At 58.5% G+C, this 12,813-nt stretch carries 9 protein-coding genes and 2 rRNA genes (1 of these 11 only partly in view); 4 read left to right on the plus strand and 7 right to left on the minus strand.

What is annotated here, in order from left to right; genetic code table 11:
• The first annotated feature begins 80 nt into the window (after positions 1 to 80).
• Positions 81 to 485 (plus strand): serine kinase/phosphatase, encoded by a 405-nt coding sequence (locus C2E19_RS24955; protein ID WP_129395516.1) that lies wholly within the window; start codon positions 81 to 83, stop codon positions 483 to 485.
• A 109-nt stretch (positions 486 to 594) separates the two neighbouring features.
• Here the strand turns inward: C2E19_RS24955 and rimI are convergent, their stop codons facing one another.
• Positions 595 to 1,047, minus strand: coding sequence for a ribosomal protein S18-alanine N-acetyltransferase (rimI, locus tag C2E19_RS24960; protein WP_129395517.1), 453 nt, complete (start codon positions 1,045 to 1,047; stop codon positions 595 to 597).
• On the minus strand, positions 1,040 to 1,786 hold the full coding sequence (locus C2E19_RS24965) for an energy transducer TonB (protein ID WP_129396175.1): 747 nt from the start codon (positions 1,784 to 1,786) through the stop codon (positions 1,040 to 1,042). Before C2E19_RS24965 ends, rimI begins: the two co-directional genes overlap by 8 nt.
• Before the next feature lie 233 nt (positions 1,787 to 2,019).
• Here C2E19_RS24965 and mksB point away from each other — a divergent pair, with 233 nt between their 5' ends.
• The 3 genes from mksB to mksF are packed head-to-tail and all read left to right on the plus strand — an operon-like array spanning position 2,020 to position 6,825.
• Positions 2,020 to 3,297 carry an Mks condensin complex protein MksB gene (gene mksB, locus C2E19_RS24970; protein ID WP_164979453.1) on the plus strand — a complete coding sequence of 426 codons (1,278 nt, stop codon included), beginning with the start codon at positions 2,020 to 2,022 and terminating at the stop codon, positions 3,295 to 3,297.
• The gene (mksE, locus tag C2E19_RS24975; protein ID WP_034156067.1) at positions 3,287 to 3,988 is read left to right on the plus strand and encodes an Mks condensin complex protein MksE; all 702 of its coding nucleotides are present in this window, start codon (positions 3,287 to 3,289) and stop codon (positions 3,986 to 3,988) included. Before mksB ends, mksE begins: the two co-directional genes overlap by 11 nt.
• Positions 3,985 to 6,825, plus strand: a complete 2,841-nt coding sequence (gene mksF, locus C2E19_RS24980; protein WP_129395519.1) for an Mks condensin complex protein MksF — start codon at positions 3,985 to 3,987, stop codon at positions 6,823 to 6,825. Before mksE ends, mksF begins: the two co-directional genes overlap by 4 nt.
• A 190-nt stretch (positions 6,826 to 7,015) precedes the next feature.
• Here the strand turns inward: mksF and C2E19_RS24985 are convergent, their stop codons facing one another.
• From C2E19_RS24985 to C2E19_RS25005, 5 genes are all read right to left on the minus strand, one after another.
• Entirely contained in the window at positions 7,016 to 9,319 is a 2,304-nt protein-coding gene (locus C2E19_RS24985) for an intermembrane transport protein PqiB (protein WP_129395520.1), read from the minus strand.
• Complete coding sequence (locus C2E19_RS24990) at positions 9,312 to 9,935, minus strand: paraquat-inducible protein A (protein ID WP_129395521.1); 624 nt, start codon at positions 9,933 to 9,935, stop codon at positions 9,312 to 9,314. Before C2E19_RS24990 ends, C2E19_RS24985 begins: the two co-directional genes overlap by 8 nt.
• Entirely contained in the window at positions 9,922 to 10,581 is a 660-nt protein-coding gene (locus C2E19_RS24995; RefSeq protein WP_007912972.1) for a paraquat-inducible protein A, read from the minus strand. Before C2E19_RS24995 ends, C2E19_RS24990 begins: the two co-directional genes overlap by 14 nt.
• 147 nt (positions 10,582 to 10,728) lie before the next feature.
• Positions 10,729 to 10,844, minus strand: a 5S ribosomal RNA gene (gene rrf, locus C2E19_RS25000).
• A 168-nt stretch (positions 10,845 to 11,012) separates the two neighbouring features.
• A 23S ribosomal RNA gene (locus tag C2E19_RS25005) occupies positions 11,013 to 12,813 on the minus strand (it continues 1,093 nt past the right edge of the window).

Below are 12,813 nucleotides of genomic sequence, written 5' to 3' on the forward strand. Positions count from 1 at the left end.
TGAGCCGAAAGTGATTTCGTGGGAATTCTCGTGTGCCCGGTGAGTCCACCTAAGTAAGGCCCACAGTATGAGGATTTGCCATGACTGATTCACGACGCCCTTACGATGCGGTGCAACCGGAGCCCATCGATGATAACGAAGACCGCATGGGTTCGGTGCATGAGCTGGATTTCGATGAAGACGAGCCCAGCGCGAAAATCGGTGATGAAATCCCGCAGCGTGAACGCGAGCAGTTGATGCCCAATGAACGCGTGCGTGAGGCGGGCATGACCGGGGCTTCGGTCAGCGATCATGAGCCGACGGACGATGACATGAGCCCGGAAACGCTGATTCATGAAGATGGCGCGCGGGATGCCGAGGAAGCGGGTCAAGGCAATCAGGCGGATTGGGATTTGAGCATCGTCGATGAGGATGACATCGGCGGCGGCAATGGCCTGGATGAGGCAGAGCTGGCGCGGCGCGATCCGATGGATGGCAACCGCTAATAGACGCGACTTCCTGTAGGAGCTGCCGAAGGCTGCGATCTTTTGATGTTGTTCCGGTTCATGCAACACAGATCAAAAGATCGCAGCCTTCGGCAGCTCCTACAGGTCACTAGTCGACCAGGGTGCAGGCCATGACCACGGCATCTTCGCGCCCGCCCACCGCCGGATAATAATCCCGGCGCCGGCCAATCTCGTTGAAGCCATAGCGCTCGTACAGGCGAAACGCCGAACGATTGCTGTCGCGCACTTCCAGGAAACACTCCCGCGCCTGCGCCGCATACGCGCGCGACATCAGGTGCTCAAGCAGCGTCAGGCCCAAGCCGCGCCCCTGATTCTCCGGTTTGACGGTGATGTTGAGCAGGTGCGCTTCATCGAGAATGATTTGCACCACACCGTGGCCAACCTGTTGCTCGCCTTCGAACATCAGCCAGATCTGGTACTTGCCGAGGCCGTCGAGAAAAATCCCGCGGGTCCACGGATGGCTGTACGCGGCGAATTCAATCTTCAGCACAGCGTCCAGATCCGCCTCGATCATCGGGCGGAAGGTTACAGCGTCACTCATTGATTTCTTTCCAGCGCGCCATCAGCCGACGCATGGCTTGCCACACAGCGGCTTTGCGCTGTGGCTCTTCCATTAACAACTCCAGACCGGGAACGGCCCAGGCCGAGCCCAGACCCTCGATCTGCAATTCACGATTGAATGCTTCAGCATCCGCCTCACCGGCAAAGCGCACCGCCGGCAGGCCGATCAGCCAGAGACAGGCGCACGGCGCCGCTTCCATTTGCACCGAGAGGAACCCCTGGACGAAGTCGCGCGCTGCTTCCGGCCCCTGATCCATGGTGCCGCGATTGAGCCACGGCCAACGCACCGGCTCGCCGACGATCTGCGGCGCATCCGGCAGACCAGCGGCGCGCAGCATGTCTTTCAGCAGCAAATACGCCGGATCACGGCTCTGGAACGGTTCGCCTGTGGGTAACTCGACCAGCAGCAGACAACGCCCGGCACGCAGCAATTGCAAAGCGAAACGCGGCGGCGGCACCGGCGCAGGTTTGGCGACCACTGGCGTGTCGTCAGCCTCTTCCGCCGGTTTGGCGTTGGTTCGCGTGCTGGCCAGCGAAGGGCGCGGCACTTCGATTTTCGGCCGTTCACTCGGACGGGCGGTCGGTTGCACCGGCGCCTCGGCCTGCGGTGCAAGCACCATCGGCGCCTCTACCTCGGGCTCGGGCATGTCCAGCAGCTCGGGCCGCGACGGTGCGGCGAAAGGCAATTCGGTGCGCGGCAGCCAGTTGACCACCTGCATGGCGTTCAAATAGGCGCGGCGGCGGGACTCGATTAGCAAAGGGTCGGCCACTTGTGGATAACTGAAGTGGGCTGATTCTACCGCCCTTCGTTCAAGATCGCTTGCTGTTGATCGATAGCCTTTACCGAAGCTCTCTCCCTTAGAAAATACGACAGCCCGTCCCGAGAGTGAATCGCATCCTTCATGATGCAGTACAATCGCCGCTTTTCATTGCCAACCCGCCGGGCATTCCGATGATCGAACCCAAGCGCGTCTTGCGCGCCCTCGCTGAACACTGGGCACTTCTGGAGCCTTTGTGCGAGCACTTCGACCAAGGCACATTGAGCCTCAACGAACTGCGTACGCAACTGGCTGCCCAACAACTGGACAGCACGCCACAGGACATCACCAGCCTGCTCGACGTGTGGATTCGCCTCGATATTCTGATTCCGGTGGCAAAAAGCCCGAACCGTTTCGAGCTGAATGCGCAGATCCACGACTTCCTCGCTTACCTGCGGCGTGAACACCGCTTGGGCCTGTGCCTGGAAATCGAAGCCTATCTGCGCCACCTCGAGCGTCTGGCCGGTTACATCCAGGACGCGTTCGACATCCGCGACGGCCACGACCTCGCCCGCCAGTTGCGCTTGCTCGACATGCGCGTACGCGACGTGCTGAAGAAGCTCGACAACGACGAACAGGCGCTGGTGGCTGTGGCCGAACGCGCGAAGACCAGCGATCGACAGATTCCGCTGCGTCAGCGTTACGCCGAAGTGTTGGCGACGTGGGACGAATACGTCGAGCCGATGATCGATCTGGTGAACGCCGACGGCGCTTTCGAGCAAGGCGTGCGCAAGGTCGAAACCGTGCTGCTGAAGATGCTCAGCGAACAGCAACGCCTCGGCCATCTGGTCGATGACGACATGCTCCTGCGCACCCACGCGCGCATCCTCGAAATGCAGACCAGCGCGCAACTGACCCTGCGTCATGCCCGCGAACTGCTGCTGCCGCTGCGTGAAGAAGCGCGCCGGCACAACGCCGTGACCCGTGGCGCCGCGCTCGCATTGGCCGCGATTCGCCGCAAAGGCATCGACGCCGTGCCGCAAGCGGCGATGCCGCTGTTCACCCGCCCGCAAAGTACCTTCCTCGGCAGCGCCAGTCAGGTCGAAGCCTACGTGTATGCGTTGGCGCGTTTCGAGCCGAAACCGGCACGCTTCCCGAAAGCGCACAAGACCCAGAAAGGCGAAGCCCCGCGTGCCCCGCGCACCGTGCGCGAGATGCTCGACCGTTGCGAAGAAGCCCTGCCGATGCCGGATCTGATGACCTGGCTGCTGGAGCAGGAACCGGACGGCGCCACCGACGAATTGCTCTATTGGTTCTCGCGCCTGTCGCGGGAAAAACGCTTCAAGCGCGAGCGTCTGGAACGCCGCGAATACCACACTCATGAGCACCAGGTCAGCCTGCGCTCCTTCGCCCTGCTCTCGGCCAGCGATAGCGCCGCCGAGAATTCTGCGAGCATCCCCAATGCATCTTGATCTTTCCGAACTGTCGCAACTCGCGCCGATCTTCCGCGAGCTGTTCAAGGGTTACCACGTCAGCCGCCGCGATCCGGAGCTGTACGCGCAACTGTCGAACTTCCAGGATCAGTACCGCACGCTGTTCAAGGCGTTGGGGTTTGAACTGGTCTGCGACACCCGTGGTTTCTACTACTTCGTACCGGACATGGCCGCTGCGGCGGTGAACAAGACAGCCCAGCGTCTGGCGTTGTTCACCTTCATCCTCGTCGAGCATCTGGCCGATCAGGGCCGCGACCCGATTGCCGTGCTCGATGGCGGCAGCCTCGGCCGAGAAGAGTTGCCATCGCTGCTGGAAAAATACCGTGACCTGTTCATTCAGGCCGAAGTGCAGACCGTTGAAGAGCTCGAAGAAAAGATCATGCGCCGCATGACTCAACTCGGTTTCGCCGGCGAAGAAAACGGTGTGTACCGCTTCCTGCCACCGATGCACCGTTTCCTCGACGTGTGCCTGTCGGTGCAGCAAGACCGTGATCTGGCGGCCAGCGTGCACAGTGTATTGCCACTGCCGGCGCCGGTGCTGATCGACGAAGCAGCGGAAGCCAAATTCCTCGAAACCGACGATCCGCTCGATCTCACCGAATTCGATGAAGAGAGCGAAGAAGACGCACTGGCCCGCGCCATTGCCGAAGAACAGGAGTCCGACGCATGAGCCAGGAACGCTACGGCATCCGCCGCTTTGCCCTTTTGAACACCGCCGGTTACAGCCTCGGCCTGTTTCCGCTGGAAGAACCGCTGTCGGTTTACGGCGCGAACAACCTCGGTAAATCGGCGTCGATCAACGCCTTGCAGTTCCCGATCCTGGCGCGCATGTCGGACATGAGTTTCGGCAAGTACAGCCTCGAACAATCGCGGCGTTTCTACTTCGCGTCCGACACCAGTTACATCCTTGTCGAAGTGAATCTGCCGCACGGCCCGCACGTGATCGGCGTGGTCGGTCGTGGCCCGGGGGGTGGTTTCGGTCACCAGTTCTTCGCCTACGCCGGCAAGCTCGATCTGGCGCATTACCAGAAGAACGACACCTGCCTGCGTCAGAAAGAGCTGTTCAGCAACCTTGAGAAAGAAGGCCTGAAAGCCTACGAACTCAAGCCCGATGAATTGCGTCGTTTGCTGGTGGGCGGTCACACCTCGATCCCGCTCGACCTGACGCTGATCCCGCTGCGCTCCACCAGCGAGCAGAGCCTGAAGACTTTCCGCGCGCTGTTCATCAACCTGCTGCACATGCGCGAAATCACCGCAGCCAAATTGAAGCAGTTGTTCCTCGATGCCTTCGAACACAGCCTGCGTTCCGGCAGCGTCGATTACATCGCCGCGTGCGAAGAAGCCTTCCGCGACGTGCGCCGCATGGAACAGGACTACAACTCGCTGGTCGCGGCCGGCCCGTTGGTTGAGGCTTTGGCCAACGGCGTGAAACAGCGCGACGTGCTGCGCGGCAAACTGCATCGCCTGTCGCCGCTGCTCGATTCGCTGCTCGGCACCTGGTCGGATTACGCCAGTGCACGCAAGGAAGAACTGACCATTCAAGCCGACCACTACCGTGGCGAGCAGGACAGCCTGCAAAACAATCAGCGCGGCGGTACTCAGGAACTGATGCGTCTGGAGCGGGAAATTTCCGGCATCCAGCGCTGGCTCGGCGAGCTGTCGGTGTTGAAAAATCGCTTTGCTTTGGTCGATGACGTCAAAGTGCTCGAACAACAATTGCTCGCAGCCAAAGACGCTCACGACGAACTGGCCGGTGCCCTGGCGCAATCGCGTCAGTTCAGCGCCGAAGATCTGGAAGAGCGCCTGCGCGATCTGGAAAAACGCCTGAAGTCGGTGAAGCAACAACTCGATCACGCCGACAACAACAGCTATGCCCGCCTGCGCGAAGAGTTCTCGCAACCCGACGTCGAACGGTTGATGCGTCTGTTCAACAGCGCACTGTTCAGCCTGCCGCTGGGCGAACACGGCATCACTCTCGACGAGGGTGGCGAATGGGTCAAATCCGTTGAGCTGATCCTCGACGGCTTCAAGGGCGAGCGCTTCGAAGTACCGGGCCTGTCCATCGACATCTCGCACATCGAGCCACCGGCGCTGCAAGCACTGGCCGACCGTGCTGCGTTGCGCGATCAGAAAGAACGTCTGGACAAAGAGCTGAAACAGCTCAAGACCCAGCAGGCCGTTGCCGCTGACCGCGCCGCGAGCAAGACTCAGACTGAGGCGCTGTACCAGCAAGTGCTGGATGCGCAAAAGGCGTTGGAAGATTTCCGTCGCACGCAGACGTTGAGCGCCGAAGAAGGCGACAAGCTCGAGCAACTGGCGCAAATGGAAGGCGCGCAGGACGAACTCAAGCGTTCCAGCGATGCGTTCACCGAGCGCGTCCAGCAACTGTCGGCCAAGCTGCAACTGGTCGGCCGGCAGATCGCCGACATGGAAGCCAAGCAACGTACTCTCGACGATGCGCTGCGCCGTCGTCAGTTGTTGCCAGCGGATCTGCCGTTCGGTACGCCGTTCATGGATCCGGTCGACGACTCGATGGACAACCTGCTGCCACTGCTCAACGACTATCAGGACAGCTGGCAAGGCTTGTTGCGCGCCGATGGCCAGATCGAAGCGCTGTACGCCCAGGTGCGGCTGAAAGGCGTGGCCAAGTTCGACAGCGAAGACGACATGGAGCGCCGTCTGTCGCTGCTGATCAACGCTTACGCGCACCGTACCGATGAGGCGCTGACGCTGGGCAAGGCGCGTCGTGCGGCGGTGACCGACATCGCCCGAACCCTGCGCAACATCCGCAGCGACTACGACAGCCTCGAGCATCAACTGGCGCTGTTCAACCGCGAGATCAACAAGCGTCAGGTCTCCAACCTGCAGAGCTTCCGTATTGTCCTTGCGCCGAACAAGGAAGCGCTCAAGCACATCGACCAGATCATCCACAGCGCCGGTCAGTACGAAGAAGGCGAAACCCTGTCGGTTTTCGACCTCAGCCAAAGCGCCGAGCAGGACAACAAGAACGAAGAGGCCAAGGAATACCTGGCGCGGTTGGTTGCGGCAAACCACAACCAGCTCGGCCTCAAAGACTTGTTCGAACTGGCGTTCGAGATCACCAAGGTCAACGGCCAACCAGTGATCCACACCGACATCGATGGCGCGGCGTCCAACGGCACGACCATGACTATCAAGGCGCTGACCAACATGTACTTGTTGCTGCACTTGATGGATCGCGATCTGGCCGGGCGCGTACGCCTGCCGTACTACCTCGACGAGGCGGCAGACATCGACGAGAAGAACCAGGCAGCGCTGCTGGAAACCAGCCTGCAACTGGGCTTCGTGCCGATTCTGGCGAGTGTGAAGCCGCAGGTCTGCGCCAGTGTCGCGATTGACCTGGAAGGTGGTAGCGGGCCGGCGGGAATCTACATTGATGAGGCGGACTGGAAGTACATCCGTCGCCATGATGTGGTGAAGGCTACGGTGAATGTCGAGGCAGATGAACCGGAGCTGGATGCGGTTTGATCGGTTTTAGCTGAAGACAAAAAAGGGCCGCGATCTGATGGGATCGCGGCCCTTTTTTATGCCTTGGGATTTGAACTGAATTAGATGGCCTCTTCGCGAGCAAGCCCGCTCCCACAGTGGAATGCATTCCAAATGTGGGAGCGGGCTTGCTCGCGAAGGCGCCCTTACAGACGCCTCATTAGCTAACTGATTACTTACCGAGTGAAATCTTCGGCGCCCACGTCAGCCACTCATCCTCAAACTTGTCGAACAGCGGGAACGTCTGCTCAGCCCGCGCCTGGCTACCCATGCGTTCGCCATCCGGCGTGGCAAAGGCAATGCCGCCCTGAATCGCCGTCTCCAGCGACTCGGTGCGTACCGTCAGCCCGTTGAACAAACCAATATCAAACCCTACGCCACTGGTGTTCCAGAACCGGCTACCGCTGCGCACCAACGGCGCATATTTCGGCTCGATCAAAATGTGCACTAACACCCGATCTGCGGTCTGGCCCAGTTCATAACCGGTGACTTTACCCACGCTAATTTCACGGTAAGTCACCGGCACACCCGGCTTCAGCGAACCACGACGGACTGCGCTCAATACCAGACTCAGTCCCGCCTCTTGCTTGGTCACTTCCGGCGCATTAGCCAGGGCAACGAAGTTCTTCTGCGGCCCGAGGTTCTTCGCCGCTGGCTGCACTTCGATGTATTGCCCGGTCACCAGGGTTTCCAGGTTAGCTGTCTTGATCAGGCCCAATTCCGGTTTGACCACCCAGAACTGGCTGCCGACGCGGGCAATCTTCTCTGGCACTTCGGTGATGCGCGCGGTGAGGATGACCGATTGCAGATCGTCAGTCAGATCGACACTTTCAATCTTGCCGACATCCAGGCCTTTGAAACGAACCGGGGTGCCGCTGCGCAGACCGTCGGCGCGATCGACCTTGATCGTGACCACGGCGCCTTTCTGATTGGCGTCGTCATGGTTGGCAAACAAGCGGAAGCGCGGGATGCGTTTCTGCAATGGTGCCTTGGCTTGCGGCGTTTCGAAGGCGATGCCGCCGGCCATCAGGGTTTGCAGCGATTCGCTCTTCACCTGAATCCCGCCGGTCAATCCGCCGGTGAGGGTGACACCGCTGACATTCCAGAATCGCGTCGAGGCGTTGACCAGGTTTTCGTATTCCTTCTCGATGTGCACACCGACGATGATCTGCTTGCGCGTCTTCGAGAACTGATAGCTCTGCACCGAACCGACCTTGACCTGCTTGTACAGAATCGGGCTGCCGACATCGATCGAGCCGAGGGTGTCGGTGAACAGCACCAGGTGCAGCCCCGGAGAACGTAAATCCAGCGGCGGCGCTTTTGGTCGTGCTTCGAACTCACGCTTCGGCGCGGCGCCTTTGTCACCTGGGCGTACGGCGATGTAGTTACCCTTAACCAGCGCTTCGAGCCCGGTGATGCCCGCCAGGGAAATCGACGGTTTGACCACCCAGAACTGCGTGCCATCGACCAGATAATCTTCGGCGAGTGGATCAAGGGTCAGCTCGGCCGTGGCGCTGTTCAGATCGGGATCGACCTTCAGTGCTTTCAGGTTGCCGACCTGAATGCCTTTGTACATCACCGGCGTGCGTCCGGCTTGCAGGCCTTCGAAGTCGCTGAGTTTGACCTTCACGCGAATCCCGGCAGCGGCGGCGTCGAAGTCTTCATAGAGACGGAACGGCAGGCTCGGATCGGTCGGCGGGCTGTCTTTGCGGTTCTCCGGCGTGGCGAAGGCGATACCGCCCGCTACGATGCTGGCCAGCGATTCGCTGCGCACTTTCACACCGGACAGGTTGGCGTCGATGCTGATGCCGCTGGCGTTCCAGAAACGTGTGTGCTTACGCACGAGTTTGGCGTAGGTCGGTTCGATGAAGACCTTGAGTTCAACGGTACTTTGGTCTTCCGAGAGCAGGTAGCTTTTAACCTGGCCGACCTTGATCTGCTTGTAAAACACCGGGCTGCCACGGCTCAACGAGCCGAGACGATCCGCCTTGATGGTCAGGTGCAGGCCAGGCTTGGCGTCGGACAGCGGCGGCTCTTCGGAGAGCGCCTTGAACTTGCGCACAGGCTCGCCTTCACCGGGACTGATGGCGACGTAGTTACCCGAAACCAGGGTTTCCAGTCCGGTGATACCGGCCAGGGTTACGCTCGGTTTGACCAGCCAGAAACGCGTGCTGGTCTTGAGGTATTGCTCGACGTCCTTGTTCATCTCGACCGTAGCGATCACGCCTTTCGAGTTGCCCTCGTCATCGAGCTTGAGTGCCTTGACCTTACCGACCGACATGCCTTTGTACATGACCTCGGTCTTGTTGGCCTGGATACCTTCACCACTCTCGAAGCGGATCTGGATCTCGATACCGGTTTCGGAATAGGCACGCCAGCCGAGCCAGCCGCCGATGATCAGCGCGATCAGAGGCAGTACCCAAATGGCAGACCAGTTCGAGGCCGGTCGGGTTTTCGCTACGGGCAAATCAGTCATGGTCGTCGTCCGACTCCGTGTTATCCCAAATCAGTCGGGGATCGAAAGTTACTGCGGCGAGCATCGTCAGAATCACCACACTGGCGAAGGCGATGGCGCCAAGATTGGCTTCGACACTGGCAAGCCGGCCGAAGTTGACGACCGCCACGAGAATGGCGATCACAAAAATATCGAGCATCGACCAGCGACCGATGAACTCGATGAAGCGGTACATCCATATGCGCTGACGGGCCGACAATGGCTGGCGTCGTTGCACCGAAAACAGCAGCAGCGCGATGCCCACCAGTTTGAAGGTCGGCACCAGGATACTGGCGATGAACACCACGGCGGCAATGGGGATCATGCCGTGCTGCACCAACTGGATCACGCCGGACATGATCGTGCTCGGATCGCCCTGCCCCAAAGAACTGACAGTCATGATCGGCAAGACGTTGGCCGGAATATAGATGATCGCCGCGGTGATCAGCAGTGCCCATGTGCGGACCAGACTGTTCGGACGCCGGGCGTGAACCAGTGCTCCGCAGCGCGTGCAAGTCTGCTCGTCGGTGCCCGCTTCCTGTTTATTCAGTTCGTGACATTCGTTACACACCAGAATGCCCGCATCAATCGCCCGCATGAGCGTCCTCTCCTGATAACGCCTGCCAGATCTGATGCGGTGACATCACCACTTCCAGCCAGACCTGCACCAACAACAATCCGATGAAACATGCCAAGCCCAGACCTACGGTAATGGCGGCCATGTCCGCCAGTTTGACGATCGCCACCAACACGCCCATGAGGTAAACCTCAAGCATTCCCCAGTCTTTGAGGTGGTGATAGATACGGTAAAGCAGCAGGCCGTAGCTGCGGCCGACATTGAAGCGAATCGTCAGCAAAACGAACAACTGGCACAGCAACTTGAGCAGCGGTATGGCCATGCTGCACAGGAATACGACAATCGAAACGCCCTGCATGTCAGTGTTGAACAGGCCGAGAACGCCGCTCCAGACCGTATCCTGCGAGGATTGCCCGAGGATATTGAGTTGCATGATGGGTAAAAAGTTTGCCGGGATGTACAACAATAACGCTGCAATTACCAAGGCAAGGCTGCGCTGCACCACGTTATGGCGGTGGGCATACAACTCGTAACCGCAGCGAGGGCAGAGGGCTTTCTCGCCGTGGGCAAGCGTTGGCTTGCGCATCAGCAGGTCGCACTCGTGACAGGCCACCAAGTCTTCCAGCGGTAAATCTGACAGCCCTGGGGCGTCAACCGACTCTGACATAAAGGCTCTGGCTCCGAATAAGGTGGGGCTATTCTAGTGTTCTGATTCGAAAATAACTGTGCAAATTTGTTCGCCGTCGCGAGCAAAACTTTTTCGCGGGCAAAACAAAACCCCAACTGCTTTCGCAATTGGGGTTTCGGAATTTAATCTTGACGATGACCTACTCTCACATGGGGAAACCCCACACTACCATCGGCGATGCATCGTTTCACTGCTGAGTTCGGGATGGGATCAGGTGGTTCCAACGCTCTATGGTCGTCAAGAAATTCGGGTACTGAGTCGTGGCCGGACGGCCTCGCTTCAGCAAATTGGGTATGTGATAGCTTTCGGTGTTTGTGAACATCGAACTTTCGGTTCGTTTCGTCTTCACACACCGCAATCTGGTCTCTCTCGCTTTTCAGCTTGGAGCATGCAAATTGCTTGGGTGTTATATGGTCAAGCCTCACGGGCAATTAGTATTGGTTAGCTCAACGCCTCACAGCGCTTACACACCCAACCTATCAACGTCGTAGTCTTCGACGGCCCTTCAGGGAACTCAAGGTTCCAGTGAGATCTCATCTTGAGGCAAGTTTCCCGCTTAGATGCTTTCAGCGGTTATCTTTCCCGAACATAGCTACCCGGCAATGCCACTGGCGTGACAACCGGAACACCAGAGGTTCGTCCACTCCGGTCCTCTCGTACTAGGAGCAGCCCCTCTCAAATCTCAAACGTCCACGGCAGATAGGGACCGAACTGTCTCACGACGTTCTAAACCCAGCTCGCGTACCACTTTAAATGGCGAACAGCCATACCCTTGGGACCGGCTTCAGCCCCAGGATGTGATGAGCCGACATCGAGGTGCCAAACACCGCCGTCGATATGAACTCTTGGGCGGTATCAGCCTGTTATCCCCGGAGTACCTTTTATCCGTTGAGCGATGGCCCTTCCATACAGAACCACCGGATCACTAAGACCTACTTTCGTACCTGCTCGACGTGTCTGTCTCGCAGTCAAGCGCGCTTTTGCCTTTATACTCTACGACCGATTTCCGACCGGTCTGAGCGCACCTTCGTACTCCTCCGTTACTCTTTAGGAGGAGACCGCCCCAGTCAAACTACCCACCATACACTGTCCTCGATCCGGATAACGGACCTGAGTTAGAACCTCAAAGTTGCCAGGGTGGTATTTCAAGGTTGGCTCCACGCGAACTGGCGTCCACGCTTCAAAGCCTCCCACCTATCCTACACAAGCAAATTCAAAGTCCAGTGCAAAGCTATAGTAAAGGTTCACGGGGTCTTTCCGTCTAGCCGCGGATACACTGCATCTTCACAGCGATTTCAATTTCACTGAGTCTCGGGTGGAGACAGCGCCGCCATCGTTACGCCATTCGTGCAGGTCGGAACTTACCCGACAAGGAATTTCGCTACCTTAGGACCGTTATAGTTACGGCCGCCGTTTACCGGGGCTTCGATCAAGAGCTTCGCGTTAGCTAACCCCATCAATTAACCTTCCGGCACCGGGCAGGCGTCACACCCTATACGTCCACTTTCGTGTTTGCAGAGTGCTGTGTTTTTAATAAACAGTCGCAGCGGCCTGGTATCTTCGACCGGCATGAGCTTACGGAGCAAGTCCTTCACCCTCACCGGCGCACCTTCTCCCGAAGTTACGGTGCCATTTTGCCTAGTTCCTTCACCCGAGTTCTCTCAAGCGCCTTGGTATTCTCTACCCAACCACCTGTGTCGGTTTGGGGTACGGTTCCTGGTTACCTGAAGCTTAGAAGCTTTTCTTGGAAGCATGGCATCAACCACTTCGTGTTCTAAAAGAACACTCGTCATCAGCTCTCGGCCTTAGAATCCCGGATTTACCTAAGATTCCAGCCTACCACCTTAAACTTGGACAACCAACGCCAAGCTGGCCTAGCCTTCTCCGTCCCTCCATCGCAATAACCAGAAGTACAGGAATATTAACCTGTTTTCCATCGACTACGCTTTTCAGCCTCGCCTTAGGGACCGACTAACCCTGCGTCGATTAACGTTGCGCAGGAAACCTTGGTCTTTCGGCGTGGGTGTTTTTCACACCCATTGTCGTTACTCATGTCAGCATTCGCACTTCTGATACCTCCAGCAAGCTTCTCAACTCACCTTCACAGGCTTACAGAACGCTCCTCTACCGCATCATCCGAAGATGATACCCGTAGCTTCGGTGTATGGTTTGAGCCCCGTTACATCTTCCGCGCAGGCCGACTCGACTAGT

This window comes from Pseudomonas sp. DTU12.3 (genome assembly GCF_004124275.1).
Lineage (GTDB): Bacteria > Pseudomonadota > Gammaproteobacteria > Pseudomonadales > Pseudomonadaceae > Aquipseudomonas > Aquipseudomonas helmanticensis.